This window comes from Brevibacterium mcbrellneri ATCC 49030 (assembly GCF_000178455.1).
GTDB lineage: Bacteria > Actinomycetota > Actinomycetes > Actinomycetales > Brevibacteriaceae > Brevibacterium > Brevibacterium mcbrellneri.
The window spans coordinates 39,854-63,391 of the sequence record NZ_ADNU01000047.1 but is presented as its reverse complement, the minus strand read 5'-3'; the positions used below and the strand labels follow the sequence as shown (position 1 = coordinate 63,391).

Below are 23,538 nucleotides of genomic sequence, written 5' to 3'. Positions count from 1 at the left end.
ACCCCACCACGTCCACGCACATGCTCAACAACCTGTCCCCCGGCTCAGACAGGCGCATAACATCGGCCATCGCCAAAACCACATCATCCACAGCGCTCACCCTTCCCTGGTCCGTAACGTGTACGCGTGCGCTAGATCGTCACCCGTTGGGCGTTCCCGGCCACCCAAGTCCGCCACTGTCGTTGCGATCCGCACGATTCGGTCATAACCCCGCATGGTCAGATCACCTCGGTCCATCGCCGCATCCAACGGCGCGGTCTCCTGTGGCGTAAACGCGAACAAGGCACGTAACCAGCTACCGGGCGCCCGCGCATTCGTCGACCACACCTGCCCTGCATACCTACTGGCCTGAATGCGCCTAGCCTCAGCCACCCGAACAGCCACATCCGCCGTAGACTCCCGCACCTCACGCGCATGAACATGCGCAGCAGACAACGGCAACATGTCCATCTGAATATCGATCCGGTCCAACAGCGGCCCCGACAACCGATCCCGGTATCGCCTCTTGGCAATCGGCGTACACCGGCATGCCTTCCCATCGCCCACCGCCGAACCACACGGACACGGGTTCGCCGCCAGCACCAACTGGAACTCCGCCGGCAACGTCACCGTCCCCCACGCCCGGCCAATCTCACACCGGCTGTTCTCCAGCGGCTGCCGCAACGCTTCAAGCACGTCGCGGTGAAACTCCGGGGCCTCGTCCATGAAAAGCACGCCCCGGTGAGCACGGGAAAACACGCCTATCGAAGTGGGTTTGGAACCGCCCACCATGGCCGCCGAGGTCGTTGAGTGGTGCGGAGCTTCAAACGGTGGGGTTGTGTCCAGTCCGTGTTCCGGGTTTAACGTCCCGTCGATGGAACGCAGTGAGAAAGTTTCGATGGCCTGCTCTTCACTGAGCGCTGGCAAAAGCCCCGGCAAGCAGCCTGCAAGCATGGTTTTGCCCGCACCCGGCGACCCGATCATGAGAATGTGGTGGCCGCCTGCGGCCGCGACTTCGAGCGCGTACCGCGCTTCATCCTGCCCCTGCACCTCGGATAAGTCGTTTACGGACAGCGGTTTTCGTCCCTTAGTCGCGTGCCGCTCCACTGGAGGCAGTTGCGGGACCTGGACGTCCCCGCCAAAGTGGTTCACCACTTCACCCAGCGAGTTAGCGGCGATCACGTTAAGACCCGTCAACATCCGCGCCTCTTTTTCATTCGCTTGGGACACCACCACGGTGGTGAGTCCGGCTTGTTTAGCTGCGATGAGCGTGGGCACGACACCGTTGACGGGGTGGAGCCGTGAGTCCAAGCCCAGCTCAGCGCAAAACACCACCCGGTCTGTTTCTTGCGGGATTCTGCGTTCTGCTTGGAGGATCGCCACTGCGATTCCTAAGTCAAAGTTGGTCCCGTACTTCTTCACACTGGCTGGTGAAAGGTTCACGGTGATGCGTTGAGCACTCATCGCAAATCCCAGGTTCGCCACCGAGGCGCGCACGCGCTTCTTTGCCTCATTCACAGACGTATCTGGCAACCCCACCACGTCAATTCCAGGCAGACCACTGTTAATGCTGGCTTCAATGGCAATCGGGGTACCTTGTGTTCCCCACAACGCGACCGCGGTTGATCGTCCTACGTGCAAACTCATTGGGCATTCCTCACGTGGGTGAGAACAGGCTGGCCGGAGTTCCATACAATGCCGATCACATCGACACGGAACTCAGGCACCCATTCGGGTTGAGCAGATAGCCACGCAATCGCCAGCCCACGCAACGTGCGCATCTTGAAGTAACTGACGTGCTCAAGCGGGTGGCCAGCACGCACAGTGTTGCGGGTTTTGACTTCGACAAAAACAACGGAGGTGCCATCACGGGCAATGATGTCGATCTCACCCCGCCGACACCGCCAATTGCGGTCCAGGATGTGCCACCCCAGACCTTTTAAATGGTCCGTTGCGAACTGTTCACCCAGCGCGCCAAGAGTTTGATTGCGTTTCATGGTTCAACACTGAACGCACAACGCACTCACGCCTAGACATACTCAGCTACCTGTGGAAACACCTCGGGCATCCACAGGGACCGCGCCACCTCAACGCGGGCCCGCCACCAGGGAAAACTCACTATCCACAGGAAAACGTCCCCTGGTTCAGGCGCTTTCCCCAAGGTCAGCGCCGTCAGACGCCTGAGCTTCTTTCTTCATCCAGTCTTTGCCGTCAACCACACGGGCAACCATCATCGACGACACGGTGTCACCGGCAGCGTTGATGGTGGTGGCTGGCGGGTCAACCACGGTGCCGATCACCGAAATAATGGGCAGGGCCGCCGGTGGGAAGCCGTACATGGACACGATCATGAGCTCGCCAAGGAACCCACCGGACGGAATCCCTGACATCACCATTCCCGAAAGCAACGCAATCAACACCGCAATTGCCAGCGCTTGCGGAGTGAAAATATCGCGCTCGAAAACAGCGAACAGAAACGCGATCTTCAAAATCGCAGACAGGCAGGAGCCTTCCATGTGGATGGTCGCACCAATCGGAATGATCGTTTCGCGAATGTCATCCGGAACGCCAATGCGCTTAGCGGCACGCAGGTTGCTGGGAATTGTCGCGACGGAGCTTCCCGTTCCCAAGGACACGGCAGCCGGTGCAAGGATGTTCGCCCACATGCGACGCATACCTCCCACACCACCTGCGAGCCACGAATACAGCGTGAACGCCGCAAAGAAATACACGATCGCCACTGGGTAGTACACGGCGAAGGCACGCACGTAACCGCCAACCAGCTGGCTACCCAACTCCCCGATCAACGCCGCAAAGTACGCGCCCAAACCGATGGGCGCGTAGTACATGACCAGTCCGGTCATTTTCATGAACACTTCATTACCGGAGTCAAGGAAACTGCGGAACACCGCACCTTTTTCCTTGACCAGATTGGCTGACAGTCCAATCAGAACAGCGAATACGATCAGTGGCAACATGTGCTCCGTGGAGATCACGTCGCTGAAATCCTCCACTGTGAAGGCACCTACGATCTGGTCGCCAATAGACAGTTCTTCCTGCTCTTCAGGCAGTTCGTCCATGTTGACCTGTACGTTGTCGAGCGGTCGGAAAATCCCCAACGCCAGTAGCATGACGCTCGAAGCGACAATCCCTGTTGCAATGAACACCGCCATCATCGACCCCATGATGCGCCCTAAGCGGGTAGCAGAGTTCATGTTCGCAACAGCAGACGCAATTGAGAAGAACACCATGGGCACGACCAGGGTGAACATCATGTTGATGAACACCGTCCCAAAGGGCTTCAAAACAGTGGCGCTTTCGCCCAAGATGAGTCCCACGATCGCACCAACGACCACGCCGGTGAGGATCAAGATTGGGAACCGGTAATTCTTCCATCCACCTGATTGCGCAGTCATATGTGGTGCTCCTTGCGACTGGGGTTCATTTCATCAACACACAAGTGTGCCTATAAAAATAACTGCGGTTGCATTACTTGCGCCAGTGACGCGCCCTGGGCCCGCCTACAGTTGCCCGGTTACCTACCGGGTTCCTACTGGACTGTTACCGGATTCCGCGGGGTGGTTCAAAGTCGGATTTGGCGATCTCTTCAATGTTGACGTCCTTGAACGTCAAAACATGAACGGTCTTGACGAACCGGGCGGACCTCCACGTGTCCCACACCCACGCGTCGCGCAACGTCAGTTCAAAGTAGACTTCGCCATCACTCTGATGAGCCTTGAGATCCACCTGATTGGCCAAATAGAAACGCCGTTCGGTCTCCACCACGTATGTGAAGAGCCCAACAACGTCTCTGTACTCCCGGTAGAGTGCCAGTTCGAGTTCGGCTTCGTACTCTTCGAGGTCCTCCGTGCTCATGCCTTCAGCTTACCCATTGCGTCAGCGAATTGGCCGTCCGCAAGCTACTTCCCCAAGCGAAACGACTTGCGGTGCCACGGGGTCACGCCCAGGTCCGCAATCGCTTGTTTGTGCGCAGGCGACGGGTACCCCACATTGCTCGCCCATCCGTAACCGTGGTGCTCACGATCCAGCGAACTCATCACAGCGTCCCTATCGACTTTGGCGATCAGGCTGGCCGCTGCGATGGGAATCCGTTGGTCATCCCCACCCACATACATGCGCACCGGGGGCACTTCCACGTGGCTCACGTCGCCACCTAGCAGGCCCGGGTCGGTGCCCAACCAGTTGAATTTCCCGTCCAACATCACCAGATCAGCCGCCGGCAACTGGGCGAGCGCCCGCCGTCCCGCCAGGCTCAACGCGGCCGAAATCCCCATCGCGTCGATCTCCTGCGGGCTCGCGTATGCAACCACCGCATGCTCCCAGGTGGCACGGACACGCTCAGCTGCTAACGACCTCGGCCGTGGGGTTAACTTCTTCGAATCCCGCAACCCGGCTGGGAACCCGCCGGCGCACAGCGCTTCCAGGTCGCACCACACGGCGCCCACGCCCACAGGCCCGGCAACGCAACCGCGGCCCACTTCGTCCATGCCCACGACGCTGGTAACCCCGGCGTCTAACAGCGCGCGTTCGTCGCTGACATCAGAAAGCCCTTGCCGAGGTGTCCCCCGGCCCCGAGGTGCTGGCGAGTTGGTCACGATGGGTCGGGGACCTTGTCGAAAGTGTCAGGAGCTGTCACCCACGAGAATCGGTTGGTGGGCCACGAAATTACAAACACTGTGCCAACAACTTCGTCTTCTGGCACAAACGGGCCGCCTTCGGAGTCGCCGTTGAAGCGTGAGTCAGCGCTGTTGCTTCGGTTGTCGCCCATGACCCAGTAGTGGCCCTGGGGCACGTCGACGGAGAATTCCACTTCCGATGGTGGGGCGCCCGGTTTGATGTACGTTTCGTCGATCGCGACGCCGTTGACCATGATGCGGCCTTGGTCATCGCAACATTCGACGTGGTCACCGCCCACCCCAATGACACGTTTGATCAGTTGCTGGCCCGCGTTTGAAGGTGCCAGGCCAACGAACTCAAGGAACGGGTTGGGCTTGTATTCTTCCGCAGTCCCAGGGGGCAGCCACCCGCCTGGGTCGTTAAACACCACGATGGAACCGCGTTTGGGGTGTGCGAACGGAAGCTGGTTGACCATGATCCGGTCATCGATTTGCAACGTGTCTTCCATGGAGGCCGACGGGATGTAGAACGACCGCACTACCCAGGCTTTCAACGCCGTGGACACGATCAGTGCGATCACCACAATGATCGCGATTTCCCTGAGTGACGCTAGGAACTTTTGGGTCGCCGTGCGTGAGTCCTTCTTGGCCTTCTTGGACTTCTTGGGTTCGTGCTGCTCTTCCGCCGTATCTTCCATCACCGGGAATTCTACCCTTCTTCCGTTCGGTCAATAGACGAGCCGTGCCCAATCACCACGCCCACAGCGTCTGACACCCGGATCATGCCCCCGCCCGGGCGGCTGAGCAGATTACGTGAGTCGGTGGAGTTGGCTCGGTTGTCGCCCATGAGCCACAGCCGGTCCGGTGGCACTTCAACGTCGAAGTCCACGTCCGAGGCGCGGGAGACGTCCGAGGCGCGGGCGGCTTGAGTGCCTCCGTCACCTGGCTCACTTTCAGTGCCTCCCCCGACTGTGCCCGCGAGGTACGGCTCGTCCAACGGTTCGCCGTTGACCAGGAGTTTCCCGTCATCGTTACAGCACTTCACGCGGTCACCGGCCACACCAATGACGCGCTTGACATAAAACACGTCGCGCGGGCCGATCCCAAACCACGATCCCACCTTCTGCCCCAACGACGAATTCTGCCCTGACACGAAAGACCCACGCCCGTCGATAACCACAATGTCACCTCGGCCAATAGAACCTGTTAAAGCGTCAGGCCGCCACACAGCGATCCGCTGATCCACGGAAATCGTGGGCTCCATAGACTCACTGGGAACCGTGAAAGTCTGGACCACCAGCCCGCGCACCAACCCGGCTAGCACCAGCGCGGCCACAACAACTGCGGATAACAAAAACCACGGGCGTCGCCTCAAAGGCACACCCGTGGTTGTTTGTGTCATTCGACCAGAAATTAGCGCTTCTCGCGAATACGAGCAGCCTTACCGCGCAGATCGCGCATGTAGTAGAGCTTCGCACGACGGACAATACCGCGGCTCAGAACTTCAATCTTGTCGACAACAGGTGAGTGGATGGGGAAAACACGTTCTACCGCTACACCAAAGCTAATCTTGCGGACGGTGAAGGTTTCGGAAACGCCGTGGCCCTGGCGTCGGATAACGACACCTTTGAACACCTGGATACGTTCGCGGTTACCTTCAACAACGCGAACGTGAACGTTCACGGTGTCACCGGCGCGGAATTCCGGCAGGTCCGACTTCATTGACTTTGAGTCAAGAGCATCAAGCTTCTGCATTGTTTTTCTCCTACTTGCAGTGCCCCGGATCACTCAAGCACGATCAGTCTAGGTATTGGACCCTAGAGAGATGGAGTCGTCTGCTCACTGGGACTTTCTTGCCCTCCGAGGCAGGCGAAAGTCGGCAAACGCAAGGCACCAGTTTAGTCGCGGGTGGGCGCGGTGGCAAATGCGAGTGGACGCGCTGTTATGCGTCGCGACCGTCGTTCGCCTCGCGCTCCTCCCGTGCTTTCCGCACAACCTCCAGGTCGTGCGCGTCGAGGTCGTCCGGGCTCAACTGTTCGATCAAGTCCGGCCGTACCCGCAAGGTGCGTTCCAGACGCTGATCGCGTCGCCACCGTGCGATCGCCCCGTGGTTGCCTGACAGCAGAATCGGCGGCACCTCGTGCCCGCGCCATTGCGCCGGCTTGGTGTACACGGGGTATTCCAGCAGACCGTCTTCGTAGCTTTCCTCATCGAGTGACCCAGGGTTGCCAATGACTCCGGGAATCAGCCTGGCAATTGCTTCGACCATCACCATTGTGGCGACCTCACCGCCGTTGAGCACATAGTCGCCAATCGAGAACATCTGCACGCGCGCCTGCTCGCCGGCCCAGTCGATCACGCGCTGGTCGATCCCTTCGTACCGTCCGCACGCGAACACCAGGTGATCTTCTTCCGCAAGTGCCCGCGCGTGTGCTTGTGTGAAAGGGGTTCCAGCGGGGCTGGGAACAATGACCGTCGCCGAGGTGTCCCCCACCTGATTCTGTCCCTCGCCTTCGCGTGGTTCAGGGCGAGTGTTTAACACGGAATCGAGCGCTTCACCCCAGGGCTCCGGTTTCATGACCATGCCCGCTCCCCCGCCGTAGGGAGTGTCGTCTACTGTGCGGTGACGGTCGTATGTCCAGTCGCGCAGGTCGTGAACATTGACCTGCAACAGGCCGTCTACCTGCGCTTTGCCAATCAGGGAAAGCTGAAGTGGCGTGAGGTATTCGGGGAAAATCGAGAAAACGTCAATGCGCATGTCACATGTCCAGAAGGCCCGCGGGCGGATCGATCTCCACACGGTTGTTATCCAGATCCACCACAGGCACGATCTCTTCAACGAACGGGATCATCACTTCCCGGCCGGAATCTGCAAGCTCCACGTGGATGAGGTCTTGAGCCGCCCCTGGAGTCACCGCGCTCACAGTGCCAATGACAGATCCACTGTGGACAACCTCGGCGCCCACAAGGTCGTCAATGTACCACGCATCTTCGTCATCAGTTTCGCTCACGTCCACAGTGATCAGGGTGTTGCGGATTTCTTCAGCGCGGTTGCGGTCCGGCACTTCGTCGAACGTCAACATGAGGCGGTCGCGGTGCCAGCGAGCGCGCGTCAGCGTGAGGGTGCCAATGTCGGGGTCGGTGCCAAAGGTCGCGCCTGGCGTGAAGCGTTCGTCGGGGTCGTCGGTGCGGACCTCGACGGTCATCTCACCGCGGATTCCGTGGGGTTTGCCCAAACGGGCGACAACTTGGCTCATGGTCCTCTTTCACGTCCGGGAACAGTTAAAGGGTACTAAACGCCCTGACAGCTCTTTCGAAAGATAAACTAAATACACACAGTTAATTTTAAGAAAGACACGTCATGAGCCGGTTCAGCGCCTTCATGTCCACTTACACAGTAACCAGACGTCGCTATACACACGTGATGACAGCGTTAGCTGTGCCCTGACTGCATGCGCTGAGGGCTCAGGCGACTTTGGGGCATGGAAACTCACGGTAGCGGACAAGGCAAGGTGTGCATCCTCTAAAAGTACACTCGGCACCCGGGCGCCGATAACCAGACTAACCGTCGACTCGCACCCAACAACCCGCTCATCTTGGGGTGGTCATCGACCTTTGACACGGACGGACCATCCGAATGCTTCGGTGTATCGAACGCAGAAAAAGATGAAACTGCCATGAATTTTGGAATCGACCCTGCCACCGGTGAACAGCAGTGGGCGCTCAACGCTACACCAAACCTCTACTCATACAACGGCTATGCACCAGACCCGTTGGGTAGGTATCTATACATGTTCTGGGACCTGCGTGGACGAGCACATGTTTCGCGCATTGACATCACAACAGGTGACATGACAAACGACGCAGCACCTGGGCTGTCGCCCGATTACCTGTGGCCACTCGACTACCCCGCTTTCATCGCCGTGGGAATCAACGAGTTTGTCATCATCAATCAGGACGTGGCCGCGCGCGCACGAACACTAGAGTATGTCGACAATTATGAACGCGGAGAACTCAGGGTCCAGAAAGAGAAATCCCAGAACCCGTGGGGAACTCAGCATCACGCTGACCGGCACCGGAGTTGCGTATAACCTCCAGGAACCTGCAGCACCCGGAGAAGATTATGTTGCCAAGCTCATCGCCAAGCCAGGCGACGGAGAAGACGCGAAATACTCGGAGTGGAAAGCACCAGCACCTGACCTCACTGATAACGACGCAGAGGTCCCGCAACTTGCGTACTTTAAGTAACACCCAATAAGCGGGAAGCAAACAAAGTCCTACTGAAGCCGAAAACCCCATCTTGTAGTTTCAGTCACTACAGTTAGCCGTTTCCACTCGAGATAACTATCTGGTCCAGCAAGCCCGGAAACGCTTTCTCAAGATCAGCTCGACGCAGACGCGTCATACGCCCATTTCCCACGTCGCGCTGCCAGACCAAACCGGCATTACGCAGAACTTTGAAGTGATGCGTTCGCGTCGAAGGCGCCCATGGGGTACCAAATTCTGAACAGAATTGTTCAGTGCCATCCGGCTGTGCAGCCAGTTTTACAATTACTTTACGCCGGTTAGTATCCGACAACGCATGCAAAATCTTAGAGAGGTCAAACTCATCGACACTCGGGTGGCCATCCTGATCAGCCATAAAATCTCCTTTCAGAGCATAAAGCAACTAGTAAAATAGTAGCTGCTCAAAATCTTTCGGAACCATTCCAGGTTATATAAGCCATGCGAGTGAACTAACGAAAGGAAAAAGTTTAATCACAGGTAGCGACACGGGGCGATGCACCATCACTTCCGCATCCCACATGATGTTCTCAAGAGGTATTCTCAGGGATAACGTTGACAGCTGTTCAGTCAGCGCTCCCACCGGCCCGCCAATGACGATCCGCGCCAAGACACCCAGAAGCAGTATTCGCCTTGATGGCGACTGACGCAATCACGTCGGCCATCAAGTCAAAGCTCTCGGAATCATCGATTCGCTCCAGCTAAACACGGAAGATGTCGTGGACTCATGGCGCAAATTCATTCATGGAATTTGAACTACAAGAAGTTGCGACACAACGCTTAAGTCGACCATGAGCTGGGTGTTCAAGGTTATGAGGCATATCATTGGGCATGCCGCGGGAAGAAAACTCCGCATATCCTCTGCGCTTGTCGCACTTAGAATGAAGGAAGTGTCCATTGGAGATTTATGGACTTCCATGTATGAAGTGGGATGTATGGCGACATACCCGGTCGATAAAATCACCTGACCTAGACGCTCGGTAATTTACTAGGCATGGGTGTAGTCATCAAAATATGCGAGAGACCGGAAACGTCTCGGACATCAAAAGCCTGTTCAAGGGAGTGATTGGTTGTGTTCATTATTACTTACTCCTTCCCATTCTGCTGAGGGCTGGAACTACGCCTTGCGAGCAAGACAGACACAGTGACCAACGAGACAAGAAGCGTCAAAGTGAGCGCGGTTGTGCCGAAAGCGTCGGCATAGACATCTGGATAGCCCGGCTGCCCAGCCGCGGTACTTGTCGCAGCTTCGCCGGAAAGCTGTTGTCGAATTTGCATAGAAAGTATGACCGCGTATCCAGCTACGAACAATGCCTCACTACCCACACGGAAAAAATTGAGCACGCCAGCAGCTGTGCCAGTCCTTTCAGGAGGAACAACCTCCAGTGCGTGTCCATCTACAAGTCCAATGGGTAGGCCGAAGCCCAGTCCAAGCAAGATCATCGGAAAAATGACAAGCCCGGTTGAGCCTTCGGGTGTGAGCAACACAAGACCAAGGTCCCCGACAATAAGGCAGATCAGGCTAGAGTACACCACAAAGCCAACCGTGATCCACGAGACCTTTTCAACCAGTTTGGCCACCAGAACTGGTGCGGCAACAACAGGGATTGTCATCGCAAGCATGATCAGACCAGCTTTTCCCGCACCGATACCTTTAATGCCGCTGAAGGCAGAAGGTAGATATGTCAACATCGTGACGAAACCAATTGAACCCGCAACCGGAACCAGGCACATGGCGAGGAACTCTCTGTTTTTAAGAATGGAAAGATCTAGCAAGGGTGTCTTCGTCCTGTTTGTGACCTGCGTAACGTCGGCAGCTACAGGAAGGATTCTTGTATTCAATGTAACCAACGCAAGAATTGCACCATGAACAGCAAAAACTCCTCGCCATCCAAAGCCCGAAACCAACATTCCTGAGATAGTTGGGCCTAAAGTCAAGCCCAATCCGTTGATGGTTCCAAAGAGGGCGAATGCCCGGCCCCGCGCACTACCTTCATAGGCGTTAGAGAGAATAGAGCTAGCTCCAGTGAGGACGGCCGCCGCTCCAAAACCTGCAATAACTCGCATGAAATCAAGCAAAAGTAGCGACGGGCTAGCAGTGCTTATCAGACTGGACACCGAGAATAGCGCTGATCCGATAGCAAACGTCATGCGATAGCCAATACGGTCACTTACGGGCCCCCAGCCAAGGACACCCAGTGCAAACGCCACGTTGAAACCATTAACGACCCATTGAAGTGCTGTCGTGTTTGACCCAAGATCAGTGGAGATCTGTGGAAGGGCGATACCCGTTCCGGAAATTGACATCGGCGTAATGAACTGCGCCACAAGGACTATAGGCAAAGTCCACCGACTTGGAGAGGTATCCGTCTCTACCCTGCCTTCTGACGTAACTCTTTTCATTCTGCTCCCTCCATTAGTTACTATACATATAGTATCTACCAATACTTTAGTACCTACGCAAGTGGAGGACATCTTTTTATGAGGCGTCAGCAAGATTCATTCGATGTTGCGATTGTTGGCGGTGGCCCTGTCGGCATGCTCATGGCAGCTGAGCTGTCATTACAGGATCTAGAAGTAGTGCTCTTCGAGCCCCGACTAAGCGTAGACCGCCGTCCACGAGCCGGCACGATTCATGTGCGTTCGCTCTCACACCTAGTCCGACGTGGATATATTTCACTCACAGACCCCCGTCTACTTCGAAAACGTTCCGAGCAAAAGAACGTTGCAGGTTTTCAGCTAGCCGGAGGGATCCCACTACAGCTTTCAGCTCCTGCAACGGAACCTTTCCCCTTAGCCAGCATTCCGCAAGCAACCTTAGAATCCGCTTTTGAACAACGAGCACGCCAGCAAGGAGCTGAAGTGCTCAGAGGAACCCGAGTCACCGAACTACGCGGTAATAAGGATTCGATCACTGTAGAGTTTGAGCACAGCAATAAGACTCAGCTAACGATAAACGCTTCTTATGTCGTAGGTGCAGACGGAGCACGAAGCCTCGTGGCAAAGTATGGCGATTTCCCTACGGTAGAGACGCCTCCAACAATGCAAGCAATGTCTGCTCTCGCTCAAACCAATGATCCTCTCATCCCACCAGGCTGGAACCCCACCCAGCACGGCTGGACCATGCATAACCCAGGATTTGAAGCTCCGGGAAGAGTTATCGGAATGGATTTTTCCGGCCCTGTCATGAATCGAACGAGTCCAACTGAGGCAGAATACCGTGATCTCATCAAACGTGTTTTAGGTCGTGAGCCTGAGTTGTCGGACATCTCCCATATCACTCGTTTTAGCGACTTCTCTAGATACCGACTAATGATGCGCAGCAAAAGGCTGATCTTGGTTGGCGATGCCGCACACATCCACTATCCCTTAGGAGGACAGGGCCTGAATACGGGCATTCAGGATGCTTTCACTCTTTCCTGGAGACTGGCTCTAGTCATTAGGGAAGAACTACCCGAAAAAGTTCTCAACGAATGGTCGAAGGCTAGAGCAAAGGTGGCATCAAAGGTCGTCGCTAACACTCAGATTCAATCGAGGCTAATGGATCCCAGGAACAAATCACTACGGGAATCTTTCGCTGAACTCATGGAGCTTCCTAATTTTCACGAGGCCATAAGCAAACTGGTTTCAGGGCAGTTTCAAGATGGTTTTGTTAATGACCGACTTATCCGCCCATTCGACCCCTCGCTCAGAGAAACGAGTCTTTCCATGGAACTAGCGGAAGGGCGAATCGTTGAGCTGCGCACTACACCTATTCCCATAAAAAACGATCGTCCTTCTCTTAAGAAGAAAGTTGTTGCCGGATCCTTCTATCCGCCATTAGAAAGTGATGTTGTACTCATTCAGCCTGATGGTTACGCAGTTCCTCAAACAGATCACGCACTCTACCAATAGACTGTTGCGTGTCGATGTAAAGTTCAACAACGAATTGTCTCCGTTCGCGATTAGTCGCAGGGAGGTCTTACCATCATTGGCCGAAATAGCTTTCAGCCAATGATCTATCAACTTCTGGATACTACTTTGCGATGTACGTGTGTTGTCTTTCGACCCACTCTTCCTCGCGTAATAGTCTAGGTTCGATGGGTGCAAAAGTTAGAGTTGCCTTGCCTCTGAAGACAGCACGCTTTCAAAGTCAAACTAAATGAGAGTATCTCCACTACTCATTGGACCATCGCCCAGGTGTTCGCAGAACGAAAACTCAAGTGAACGTCACCCAGAGTAATATTCTGTGAATCTTGTGAATGCACAAACGATACAATCTCAACCCATACAACCATCACAGTCAAGTCCTGACCGGGCGAGGACTGTCAGAAAATGGCCAATGCTTAATATGTTTGCACCCCGAGCATTTGCCGACTCTATCTGCTGAACAGGCGCCTGACATCACTCGAACTGCTCGAGAGTATGGCCGGACGTACACCCCGCATGACCCGAACGCAGAACGGCACCATCGTGAACGAGAGCTGAATCGCACGGAAGAACATCCAAACACAGATCTGGTCCGTGGCGACGACTTTATTAAGGTCACTGCAGGCAGGTGTTGGTGCCGCATCCTGTGAAAAAGCAACACGCGCAAGAGGTGATTGCACTTTTGGAGTCATTTATAGGTCCTCACCAGAGGATCTGGTTGCTGGTCCTGGTATGGCTGTTTTCCCTTACCGGACGGCGGTGTGGTTGCCTGACTGAACTTAGGAGTGGAAATCCCCAGGCGAAAAGCCTGGCTCACGTCCGTCTTACTCCGCAAACCGGGCCATGTGAATACAAAAGTGCCACCTCATACGAGGTGGCACTTTTATTAGGCTTCGATCAGATCCACGCGAACGCGTTCGCCGTGACCAGCGAGCGCCCCGATGACCGTGCGCAACGCTTTTGCCGTGCGCCCAGAGCGTCCAATGACGCGCCCGAGGTCGTCCGGGTGAACGCGCACCTCCAGAGTCAGGCCCCGGTGAGTGTTGCGCTCACGCACACTGACATCTTCAGGGAAATCAACAATCCCGCGGACCAAGTGTTCCAAAGCCTGCTGCAACACGATTAGGCCTCAGTCTTTTCTTCTGCGTTGTCAGCTGGAGCTTCCTCAGCGGCCGCATCGTCAGCAGACTCTTCAGCTTTGTCTTCGCCACCCTTAGGAGTAATAGCTTCCTTGATGACGGACTTAGCTTCAGGAGCAACAAAAGCTTCCTTTTCAGGCTGTCCCTTAACAGTGTTTTCGGTCGAGCCTTCGCCCTTGAACTTGCCCCAGTCTCCGGTGAGCTTTAGCAGTGCCTTGACCTGGTCAGTGGGCTGTGCACCCACAGACAGCCAGTACTGAGCGCGTTCAGAGTCGATCTTGATAACCGAAGGGTTTTCGGTTGGGTGGTACACGCCGATCTCTTCGATTGCGCGGCCGTCACGACGAGTGCGTGAGTCAGCTACAACAACACGGTAGAACGGCTTACGGATCTTACCCATACGGGTCAGACGAATTTTGACTGCCACGGTGGTGGTGTCTCCTTTTTCACATCAATGTTTCGGAAGTTCTCATTCGTGGGGTTAAATCAGTTCTTCCGAATGAACTTCGGCCGGCTCGAGGTTGAGAGGGTCCTGTTCACCGGTCAAGTACAAGCCAATATTTTGCCAAACTTTTTGCGTTGTTTCCAATTAGAGCGGAAACGAGGTAAGTACCCCGTGCCCCAGCTTTAGCGGCCGAACCCGCCGCCGAACCCCTTAGGCAACTTTGAAAAGTCGATTTCGTCGTCATCGAGGTCGATTCCGCCAAAGGACGCGCCTTGCTTCTTAGGCAACTTGCCTTCGCGCCGCAGTTGCTCGTCGCGTTCTGCCTGCGCGCGCTTCGCCGGGTTACCTGATTTGGCTTTGCCCTTCTTTTTAGCCGGGCCCTTCTTGCGTCGGCTCGAACCTCCAGGCCCGCCACCGCCAGGCATTCCGGGCATGCCAGACATTCCGGGCATACCTCCACCTGGCATCCCAGGCATCCCTGGCATTCCACCGCCAGCACCTCCGCCACCTGGCATTGCGGGCATTCCCGGCATGCGACGCCCACCACCGAACTGCTTCATCATCTTCTGAGCTTGAGCGAAACGGTCCATGAGCTGGTTAATGGTGGTCACAGAGTTACCCGAACCGCGAGCAATACGCGCCCGGCGCGAACCGTTCAGAATCTTGGGGTTAGCGCGCTCTTGGGGAGTCATCGACCGAATGATTGCTTCAACACGGTCAATCTCACGGTCATCAAACGCGTCGATCGCTTCTTTGTACTGTCCCATGCCAGGCATCATGCGCAGCATTTTCTTCAGCGAGCCCATCTTCTTGATGGACTCCATCATGCTGAGGAAGTCGTTGAGGTCAAAGGACTCACCCGACTGCACCTTCTTAGCAAGCTTCTCTGACTGCTTCGCGTCAAAGGTCTTTTCAGCCTGCTCAATGAGGGTGAGAATGTCACCCATATCCAAGATGCGGTCGGCCATACGGTCCGGGTGGAACAGCTCAAAGTCTTTGAGCCCTTCACCCGTGGACGCGAACATGATGGGCTTCCCGGTGACTTCAGCAACCGAAAGCGCAGCACCACCTCGGGAGTCACCGTCAAGTTTCGACAGGACCACACCGGTGAAGTCGACACCTTCGTTGAACGCCTGAGCGGTAGTCACCGCGTCTTGACCAATCATGGCGTCGATGACGAAAAGAACTTCATCCGGGTTCACAGCCGCGCGAATATCGGAAGCCTGTTGCATGAGCTCTTCGTCAATACCCAAACGACCAGCCGTGTCGACGATCACCACGTCATACAGCTTGGACTTCGCAACCTCCATGGAGTCGCGAGCGACCTTAACCGGGTCACCAACACCGTTACCGGGTTCAGGCGCATACACATACGCACCCGCACGCGATCCCACAACCTCCAGCTGGTTCACCGCGTTGGGGCGCTGAAGGTCAGCTGCCACCAGCATGGGGCGGTGCCCGTCACTCTTGAGCCAGTGAGCCAACTTTCCAGCCAGCGTGGTCTTACCGGCACCCTGCAGACCCGCCAACATGATGACGGTAGGTGGCTTCTTCGCAAACTGGATCCGACGGGTCTTCCCACCCAGAATCTGCACCAGTTCGTCATTCACAATCTTGACGACCTGCTGGCCAGGGTTGAGCGCCTCGGACACTTCTGCCGACAACGCGCGCTCACGCACACGACCCGTAAACGCCCGCACAACGGGCAACGCGACGTCAGCGTCAAGAAGCGCCCGGCGGATTTCACGGATGGTTGCGTCCACGTCCGCTTCAGACAGGCGGCCTTTGCCGCGCAGGTTCTTAAAAGTGGACGTCAGCCTGTCAGACAGAGAGTTGAACACGTAGATTTGCTTTCGTCGGTGGTTTCGTCAGTCTCTTAGGATACCAACCAGGCAGACACGCCCGGAAATGCACGACCTCGGCTAGTCCTCAAGGAGCGCATCAACAAAGTCTTCAACAACGAACGGTGCGAGGTCGTCAGCCCCTTCACCCAGGCCAACCAGTTTGACGGGCACGCCCAGTTCGCGTTGCACCGCAACCACAATCCCACCCTTGGCAGTCCCGTCCAACTTGGTGAGAACGATCCCAGAAACATTTACGACCTCGGCGAAAACCTTGGCCTGCTGCATCCCGTTCTGCCCGGTGGTGGCGTCAAGAACCAGGAGCACTTCATCCAGTTCGTGCCCCTCCCCCAGCGGACGGGTGGCCACTTTTTTGACCTTGCCGAGTTCGTCCATGAGGCCCTTTTTGTTCTGCAGACGGCCCGCCGTGTCGATGAGCACGACGTCCACATTGTCCTTCAGGCCGCGTTCCACAGCACTGTAGGCAACGGATGCGGGGTCGGAGCCTTCGGGCCCGCGCACGGTTTCAACGCCCACGCGTTCACCCCACGTGGTGAGCTGTTCGGCGGCGGCAGCGCGGAATGTGTCAGCGGCACCCAGTAACACGGTCCTGTCCGAGGCGACCAGCACACGTGCGATCTTGCCCACCGTGGTGGTCTTACCTGCCCCGTTCACGCCAACAACCAGCACAACAGACGGTTCGTCGCCGCCGGTTTCGGTGCGCAGGGTGCGGTCCATGGTGGGGTCGACGACCTTGATGAGCTCTTCGCGCAGAAGTGCGCGCACGGTGGACAGGTCGCGGGTGCCCAAAACGCGGACGCGCTCACGCAGGTTGTCGACAAGTTCCGTTGCCGTGTCTACGCCTAAGTCCGCGACGATGAGGGTGTCTTCGATTTCTTCCCACGTGGCTTCATCCAGGGTGTCGCGCGAAAGCAGAGCCAGCAGACCACGGCCCATCGCGTTGTTTGATTTGGCGAGCCGGTTGCGCAGTTTGGCTAGGCGCGTTGTGGGTTCGGTGGGAACTTCCCGAGGTGGTTCGTCCTGGGCGGGTTCCTCAGGCGCGGGTGCGCCTTGGGTGCTGCCTGTGGTGTCATCAGGAAGCGTGTGTTCGGGTTTCTTTGGTTTCCGTGGGACCAGGAAAAACAGTCCCAGCGCAACAAGGACTACGAGCCCCAGAATCCCGTAAACAATCTGCGCCTGTAAATCCACAATCAACTCCTATTCGTGCTCACACACCACAATAAACGGTCATGTTGAGGATCAAGAATCAGGCGGCGCGATATAAAGCGTGCGGGCCCCACGCGGATGAGTTAGCGGAACAGCAGGTGGAAGGCGGTGCGCATGCCGGTTCCGGTTGCGGGTATTTTCCAGTGCCGGGTCCGAGGTCGCAGAGTGAAGATCGACGGGGCGGCATGGCGACGAGGTTGAGGGTGCAAAATGTAGGACTCGTCGCGCATCGCGGTGACGGCGGCCTGTTCGCGGGTGGCCAGGTGCGAGTGGTCGTCGTCATGGCCAAAGAACCCGTAAACGGATTTGTCGTGCCCTAAGAACTCCGCGGGTAGGCGAAAGCGTTGCGGTGTGTGTGCCTGTTTGTTTTGTCCAGAAGCGGACATGGCGACAAGGATCACGATGACAAGACCGATTCCAACGGTAATGCCGAGCCCCAAAAGGACGACGATGAAACCACTCATGTACGTCGCACCTGATTTCTCATTTCGAGGCAACCGCTCCCTTCGAATCTCTGACCACTCAAGTTTATAGGTTGACGTCTGTGTCACCTGGTAGGGGCGGTTAACAAATCTGTCACGAACTAACCCGTTTTATTACAACGGCTCAACATTTCGGTGTCGGAACAGCAGTGAGCGCGACCCAGGTCACACTCAGTATCAGTGGGCCGAGGTGGTTTCCCGGCTGAGCTTTTGCGAGATGACTTTCGAGATTCCGTCCCCACTCATGGTCACTCCGTAGAGAGCGTCTGCGATTTCCATGGTGCGCTTTTGGTGAGTGATGACGATGAGCTGCGACGCTTCTTGCAGTTCTTGGAACACGGTAAGGAGGCGCGAAAGGTTGACGTCGTCCAGGGCCGCTTCGACTTCGTCCATGACGTAGAACGGTGAAGGGCGGGCTTTGAAAATTGCTACCAGAATGGCCACGGCCACCAGCGAGCGCTCCCCACCTGAGAGCAGTGAGAGCCGTTTGACGCGTTTTCCAGCAGGCCGAGCAAAGACTTCTACCCCGGTGGTCAGCATGTCGTTCGGGTCGGTCAGAGTGAGTTCGCCTTCACCACCGGGGAACAGGCGTTGGAAGATGCGCTCAAATTCGCGCTTGGTGTCTGCGAAAGCTTCAGCGAAAACATCACGCACGTGCGCGTCAACTTCGTCAACGAGCTTCAGCAGTTCCGCGCGGGATTTCTCAATGTCGTTGATCTGGGCTTCTAAGTAGTCGTGCCGTTCTTTGAGCGCGTTGTATTCTTCAAGCGCCAGCGGGTTGACCGCACCAATTGCCGTGATTTCCTTCTTGGCTTGTTTGGCGATCTTTTGGATGTCCGCCCGCACATATGGCACGGGGTTCTCCCCCTCAACTGGCACGGGCACGTGGGGGCCAAACTGTTCGATGAGGTTCTCCACGCCTAGGCCCACTTCTTCATTGGCCCTGCGGGTGAGTTCTTCAAGTTGCAGCACGTGTCGTTCACGCGCGAGGTTCGCGGCGTGTTGAGCTTCTTTGAGTTGCGCCAGTTTCTCCATGGCTTGTGCGCGTTGCTCATATGCCTGGTCGAGTTCTTCACGGTGTGTGTGCCGTTGGTGTTTGAGCGCCGTGAGCTGTTCAGTGAGTCGTTCTTCCACACCTGAAAAGTGGTCGGCCAGCTGCGTCGCAGTTTCGCCAAGGGTTTTCGCCTCGTGGGCCATGCGTGCGCGCCGTTCCTTTTCTTCTTTGGCTTTTTCGCGCGCTTCACGTTCGCGTTCCGCCTGCCGGTTCAGTGCTTGAGCACGGTCGGTGAGGAACTTGACGCGGTCCCCTGCGGCTCGCACCGAAACTTTCAGTTCCATGACTGTTTCGTTGAGTTCACGGTGTTCAGCCGTAAGCGCCTCAACCACGCTGGTGTCCGGTTCAGTGTCGACGCTTTGCGTGTTGCTGTTGAGTTTTTCAGAAGCGTCGTGTGCCCGCTGGGTTGCGGTCGCGATGTGATCCTTCAGCACTTTCATCCGCGAATCACGGGCATTGATGCGTTCGTGGACGTCGTTAAGTGTCGTGGCCGCTTTTGTCACCTCAGCTTGTGCCGCCATGATTTTTGCATCGGACTCATACAGCGCATCCAGTGCTTCATTCTCAGCGGTTTGTGCCTTTTCGAACTCTGCCTGCGTGGTCTGTTCGTTTTTCTCCAAAGCCGCAACCGCCTCGGTCGCTTCCACCTGCGTGCGTTCTGCTTTCTCAAGCTCCGCTTTTGCTTGCATGCGGGCAGAATCTTCGCCACCTGCTCGCCGAATACGGTGTTGCGAGAACACTTCCCCGCGCGAAGTCACGAACGTACACGCGGGGTGCTCGTGCATCCACGTGTGGGCAGTCGTACTGTCTGGTGCTTCGTAAACTCCTGCAAGCGCATGGTCCAAGAGGTTGTTCATGACCGCGGAGTCAGACGTCACGTATTCCCTCACCGGGTGCTCGCCTGCCGGACCGCGCAGTGAGGTGCCGTCGGGGGCGGGGGTGGGAACGACCTCGGCGTCCTCTCCCAAAACCACCAAGTCAACGTCCCCGTCAAACTGCGTCAGCACCTGCTGGGCCGTGTCCATGGTCGACACCACCACTGCCGTCGCGAGGGACCCCAGCACCGCGGTCACGTGGGGTTCGTGGCCGGGGGTGATGGTGAGCGACTCGGCGACGGGGCCGCCCACTCCGTCGATTCCGCTTTCGCCGATGTCGTGTGACGCGAACGTGGCGGCCAGCGTGAGGGCTTCGATGCGGGCTTGGATTTGGCGCAGGTTGGTGCGGGCTTCGGCGAGGTTTTCGCGCACGTTGGTGAGGTGGTCGCGGGCCTTCTGGGTGGCTGCGCTGGCGGTTTCGTGCTGGGAGTCCAGGTCGGTTTCGCTGTGTTCGAGTTGGCGTGCGCGGGCCTGGGCTTCGGTGAGTGCTTTTTCCTCCGCCGAGGTGTCAGTCTGTTGGTCCTGTAGCGTCGCCAGTTCTTTTTTGGCTTCTTCGAGTGCACGGGTGGCGACGGTGGCTTCGGATTCGAGGCTGGCGCGTTCGCGGAGGTGGGTGCGGATGAGTTCGCGTTGTTGGGCGAGTTCCGCGTTGGCTGTGGCGAGTTCTTGTTCTGCCTGTTGGCACTTTTCAAGTGCGTCTTGGAGTTTCTGTTCGCGTTGCTCTAGGTCTTCGCGTGCGGTGTCGCGTTCGCGGAGGTAGTGGGCGGCGCGGTTTTCAAGTGCGCGTGGGTCTTCGCCGGTCTGGCTGGATGGTTGGACGGACAGGAGGAGTTCGTTGCGGTCTCGGGCACGTTCTGCCAGGGCTTTCGCTTTGCTCACGGCTTTTGTCACGCGTGCCAACATTTTTTCAGTCTGTTCAGTGTGGGCTTCGTGTTGGGACACGCGTGAGGTGAACTGTTCGATGTGGGTTGCCAGGGTGGCAACGGTGTTTTCGAGTTCCTGGCGGATTGTTTCGTCTTCAGTTGTGTGCGTGGCTTCGAGTTTCGCTTGGACGCGCACGATGTCGTCTGCCAGGAGTCGGGCTGTTGCGTCGCGGAGTTGGGCTTGCACCGTGGCTGCGCGTGTGGCGGCTTTGGCCTGGCGGGCTAGTGGCCCTAACTGTTTGGACAGTTCATGCCGCAGGTCCCCTACCCTGTCGAGGTTGGTCTGAAGGCCGGTGAGTTTGCGTAGGGCCTTGTCTTTGCGGCGACGGTGTTTGAGTACACCGGCGGCTTCTTCGATGAAGCCGCGTCGAGTTTCAGGGTCGGCGTGCAGGATTTCGTCGAGGCGTCCTTGCCCCACGATCACGTGCATTTCTTTGCCCAGGCCGGAGTCGTTGAGGAGTTCTTGAATGTCGAGGAGGCGGGCGGGTGCCCCGTTGACGGAGTATTCGCTTCCGCCGCTGCGGAAGAGGGTTCGGCTGATGGTGACTTCTGTGTAGTCGATGGGGATTGCGCCGTCGGTGTTGTCGATGGTGAGGCTGACTTCAGCGCGGCCCAGGCCCTGTTTTTTGGCAGTGCCTGCGAAGATGACGTCGTCCATTTTGCCGCCACGTAGGTTCTTGGCGCCTTGTTCGCCCATCACCCAGGCAAGGGCGTCGACCACATTGGACTTACCGGAACCGTTGGGTCCCACAACGCACGTGATACCGGGTTCGAGTTCAAGGGTCGTCGCATGAGCAAACGACTTAAACCCGCGCATCGTGAGTGTTTTGAGGAACATAGCCTTCTTATTTTATGTTGTGTGCGATCATCGAGGCATGAGGCCCGCGTTTACTGTGGTTCCGTTTCCATATTTGTTTCAAGCATCACCTACTATTTGGCATTCATTTTGCTGGCAGCGGCTTGTGTCATCTTCGTTGTAAAGGTGTCGCGCTTCTTCGGGTGGTTCGGTAGAAAACACGCTTAGATCACGAAAATTGTGTAGTGTGTGTTTCACACGACGAAGTGTTTTCTAGTGGTTTGGAATTGGCTGGTTCATCTGCACACTCCAGATTCGAATTCTCATAACATGCCCGACTACCTGGACGATCTACGTCCAGACCCTGACAAGGGCCGTGAAGTTGATTACAAGTCACCGGGTGAACGCGCAACCGGGATTCCCGCTAAGACGAACGCATTTCGCTGGGCGGGTTTTTCTATTGGACTCGTTATTGCTCTAGCCCTGTGGTTTCTTCTCCCTGAAACTGTGGGTCACAATGCACGTTTGACCGCTGCGATCGCAGGGCTCATGGCTACCTGGTGGATGACGGAAGCAATTCCAATTCCAGCAACTGCGTTGGTGCCACTCGTTGCGTTCCCGCTTTTCGCACAACCCATCGCTTCAGACGGCGCAGAGCCCAAGCCTCTCACGTTCAGCGAGGTTGGTGCCTCGTACGGAAACGCAACGATCTTCCTGTTCATGGGCGGATTCTTCATTGCGCTTGCCATGCAACGGTGGAATCTGCACCGGCGAATCGCGTTGGGTGTTTTGCGGATCATGCCTAACAGTCCCGGCGCGATGATCGCAGGGTTCATGATCGCGACCGCTTTCTTGTCCATGTGGGTGTCGAACACCGCAACGGCGGTCATGATGCTTCCCATCGGAATGTCAGTGCTCACGCTGGTAAATGAGGCCACCGGCAAGTCGTCAACCACCTCGGTGACGGATGTCGTTCAATCTAAATTTGGTACTGCGCTGATGCTCGGTATTGCATATGCCGCGTCGTTGGGATCGCTCGGGACGCTGATCGGCACTCCGCCTAACACGTTCCTAGCTGGATATATGGCGGAGACCCAAGGAGTGTCCATCAGCTTTGTGGGCTGGATGGCTGTCGGTGTTCCCGTTTCTGCTGCTTTCCTTGTCATTACGTGGTTTCTGCTAGTCAAGGTGCTGTTCAAACCAGAAATTTCTGAGATTCCCGGTGGCAACGAGCTTATTCGCAAAGAGCTAGACCGGCTGGGCCCTATTTCTTCTGGTGAAATACGAGTGCTGAGTGTCTTCATCCTGACAGCGCTCGCGTGGATTACCATTCCGCTTGTTTTCGAAAAACCGCCTATTGATGACGCAGGCATTGCTATGGCCAGTGGCCTGTTGCTGTTCTTACTTCCTGCGGGTGCGGCACGAGGCGTGAAGCTCCTTGACTGGCAGAGCGCTAAGGAACTGCCGTGGGATGTGCTGTTGTTGTTCGGTGGTGGACTTGCGTTGTCGAGCATGTTTGAAAAGTCCGGACTCACCAAGGTAATTGGAGACATGGCTACCGGAATGGCTGAGGTGCCACTGATCCTTGTCATTGCGGTGCTTGCGGGTGCAATTTTGTTCCTTACCGAGCTGACGTCAAACACTGCGACCGGGGCTACCTTCATTCCGGTGGCTGCTGGTATTGCGATGGGCATGGATGTCAATGTCTTGTTGTTCGCCGCTCCGGTTGCGTTGGCTGCGACGTGTGCGTTCATGTTGCCTGTGGCCACGCCGCCAAACGCTGTTGCGTATGGTTCTGGTTATGTGACAATCGGGCAAATGGTCCGAGGTGGTATCTGGCTCAACCTGATCGGTATCGTGCTCATTACGCTGGCGTCGATGACCTTGCTGACGTGGGTGTTCGGTTTGTGAGGTGTCTTGCCGAGGTGTCAGCTCCTTGCCTGGCGT

The 23,538-nt window shown here is 56.6% G+C and carries 21 protein-coding genes; 3 read left to right on the top strand and 18 right to left on the bottom strand.

Going from position 1 to position 23,538, the window contains the following annotated elements:
• Window positions 1-96: 96 nt before the first annotated feature.
• The 10 genes from HMPREF0183_RS08535 to rimM all read right to left on the bottom strand — a co-directional run bounded on the left by HMPREF0183_RS08535 (window position 97) and on the right by rimM (window position 7,873).
• Window positions 97-1,626, bottom strand: a complete 1,530-nt coding sequence (locus tag HMPREF0183_RS08535; protein ID WP_005885034.1) for a YifB family Mg chelatase-like AAA ATPase — start codon at window positions 1,624-1,626, stop codon at window positions 97-99.
• Entirely contained in the window at window positions 1,623-1,976 is a 354-nt protein-coding gene (locus tag HMPREF0183_RS08530) for a YraN family protein (protein WP_005885032.1), read from the bottom strand. The genes HMPREF0183_RS08535 and HMPREF0183_RS08530 overlap by 4 nt, the downstream gene beginning before the upstream one ends.
• A gap of 147 nt (window positions 1,977-2,123) precedes the next feature.
• Window positions 2,124-3,395, bottom strand: a complete 1,272-nt coding sequence (locus HMPREF0183_RS08525; protein WP_005885028.1) for a dicarboxylate/amino acid:cation symporter — start codon at window positions 3,393-3,395, stop codon at window positions 2,124-2,126.
• 145 nt (window positions 3,396-3,540) lie between these two features.
• Window positions 3,541-3,855, bottom strand: coding sequence for a DUF2469 family protein (locus tag HMPREF0183_RS08520; RefSeq protein WP_005885026.1), 315 nt, complete (start codon window positions 3,853-3,855; stop codon window positions 3,541-3,543).
• A gap of 44 nt (window positions 3,856-3,899) precedes the next feature.
• Complete coding sequence (locus HMPREF0183_RS08515; protein ID WP_005885024.1) at window positions 3,900-4,595, bottom strand: ribonuclease HII; 696 nt, start codon at window positions 4,593-4,595, stop codon at window positions 3,900-3,902.
• Complete coding sequence (lepB, locus tag HMPREF0183_RS08510) at window positions 4,592-5,314, bottom strand: signal peptidase I (RefSeq protein ID WP_005885022.1); 723 nt, start codon at window positions 5,312-5,314, stop codon at window positions 4,592-4,594. Before lepB (HMPREF0183_RS08510) ends, HMPREF0183_RS08515 begins: the two co-directional genes overlap by 4 nt.
• Before the next feature lie 11 nt (window positions 5,315-5,325).
• The gene (gene lepB / locus HMPREF0183_RS08505; RefSeq protein WP_005885020.1) at window positions 5,326-6,018 is read right to left on the bottom strand and encodes a signal peptidase I; all 693 of its coding nucleotides are present in this window, start codon (window positions 6,016-6,018) and stop codon (window positions 5,326-5,328) included.
• A gap of 11 nt (window positions 6,019-6,029) precedes the next feature.
• Window positions 6,030-6,371, bottom strand: a complete 342-nt coding sequence (rplS, locus tag HMPREF0183_RS08500) for a 50S ribosomal protein L19 (RefSeq protein ID WP_005885019.1) — start codon at window positions 6,369-6,371, stop codon at window positions 6,030-6,032.
• A gap of 187 nt (window positions 6,372-6,558) precedes the next feature.
• Complete coding sequence (gene trmD, locus HMPREF0183_RS08495) at window positions 6,559-7,374, bottom strand: tRNA (guanosine(37)-N1)-methyltransferase TrmD (protein ID WP_005885018.1); 816 nt, start codon at window positions 7,372-7,374, stop codon at window positions 6,559-6,561.
• Between the two features lies 1 nt (window position 7,375).
• Complete coding sequence (gene rimM, locus HMPREF0183_RS08490; protein WP_005885017.1) at window positions 7,376-7,873, bottom strand: ribosome maturation factor RimM; 498 nt, start codon at window positions 7,871-7,873, stop codon at window positions 7,376-7,378.
• 420 nt (window positions 7,874-8,293) lie between these two features.
• Here rimM and HMPREF0183_RS08485 point away from each other — a divergent pair, with 420 nt between their 5' ends.
• Window positions 8,294-8,707, top strand: a complete 414-nt coding sequence (locus HMPREF0183_RS08485) for a hypothetical protein (protein ID WP_005885016.1) — start codon at window positions 8,294-8,296, stop codon at window positions 8,705-8,707.
• 230 nt (window positions 8,708-8,937) lie between these two features.
• Here HMPREF0183_RS08485 and HMPREF0183_RS08480 read toward each other — a convergent pair whose 3' ends face one another.
• A complete protein-coding gene (locus HMPREF0183_RS08480; protein WP_005885014.1) occupies window positions 8,938-9,258 on the bottom strand; it encodes an ArsR/SmtB family transcription factor in 321 nt (106 codons plus the stop codon).
• 728 nt (window positions 9,259-9,986) lie between these two features.
• The gene (locus HMPREF0183_RS08475; protein WP_211205334.1) at window positions 9,987-11,228 is read right to left on the bottom strand and encodes an MFS transporter; all 1,242 of its coding nucleotides are present in this window, start codon (window positions 11,226-11,228) and stop codon (window positions 9,987-9,989) included.
• A gap of 153 nt (window positions 11,229-11,381) precedes the next feature.
• Between HMPREF0183_RS08475 and HMPREF0183_RS12195 the strand changes: the two genes are divergently transcribed.
• Window positions 11,382-12,794 (top strand): FAD-dependent monooxygenase, encoded by a 1,413-nt coding sequence (locus HMPREF0183_RS12195; protein ID WP_005885008.1) that lies wholly within the window; start codon window positions 11,382-11,384, stop codon window positions 12,792-12,794.
• A 901-nt stretch (window positions 12,795-13,695) separates the two neighbouring features.
• Here the strand turns inward: HMPREF0183_RS12195 and HMPREF0183_RS08465 are convergent.
• The 6 genes from HMPREF0183_RS08465 to smc all read right to left on the bottom strand — a co-directional run bounded on the left by HMPREF0183_RS08465 (window position 13,696) and on the right by smc (window position 21,633).
• Complete coding sequence (locus HMPREF0183_RS08465) at window positions 13,696-13,929, bottom strand: RNA-binding protein (protein ID WP_005885005.1); 234 nt, start codon at window positions 13,927-13,929, stop codon at window positions 13,696-13,698.
• A gap of 2 nt (window positions 13,930-13,931) precedes the next feature.
• Window positions 13,932-14,375, bottom strand: coding sequence for a 30S ribosomal protein S16 (rpsP, locus tag HMPREF0183_RS08460; protein WP_005885003.1), 444 nt, complete (start codon window positions 14,373-14,375; stop codon window positions 13,932-13,934).
• Window positions 14,376-14,575: 200 nt separating this feature from the next.
• Window positions 14,576-16,234: a signal recognition particle protein gene (gene ffh / locus HMPREF0183_RS08455; protein WP_005884999.1), complete on the bottom strand. Its 1,659-nt coding sequence runs from the start codon at window positions 16,232-16,234 to the stop codon at window positions 14,576-14,578.
• 81 nt (window positions 16,235-16,315) lie between these two features.
• Window positions 16,316-17,449 (bottom strand): signal recognition particle-docking protein FtsY, encoded by a 1,134-nt coding sequence (gene ftsY / locus HMPREF0183_RS08450; protein WP_005884997.1) that lies wholly within the window; start codon window positions 17,447-17,449, stop codon window positions 16,316-16,318.
• 95 nt (window positions 17,450-17,544) lie between these two features.
• Window positions 17,545-17,925, bottom strand: a complete 381-nt coding sequence (locus HMPREF0183_RS08445) for a hypothetical protein (protein WP_005884996.1) — start codon at window positions 17,923-17,925, stop codon at window positions 17,545-17,547.
• 195 nt (window positions 17,926-18,120) lie between these two features.
• Window positions 18,121-21,633, bottom strand: a complete 3,513-nt coding sequence (gene smc / locus HMPREF0183_RS08440; protein WP_005884994.1) for a chromosome segregation protein SMC — start codon at window positions 21,631-21,633, stop codon at window positions 18,121-18,123.
• Window positions 21,634-21,921: 288 nt separating this feature from the next.
• On the opposite strand from smc, the gene HMPREF0183_RS08435 reads away from it, so the two are divergent.
• A complete protein-coding gene (locus tag HMPREF0183_RS08435) occupies window positions 21,922-23,502 on the top strand; it encodes an SLC13 family permease (protein WP_005884992.1) in 1,581 nt (526 codons plus the stop codon).
• The last annotated feature ends 36 nt before the right edge of the window (window positions 23,503-23,538 follow it).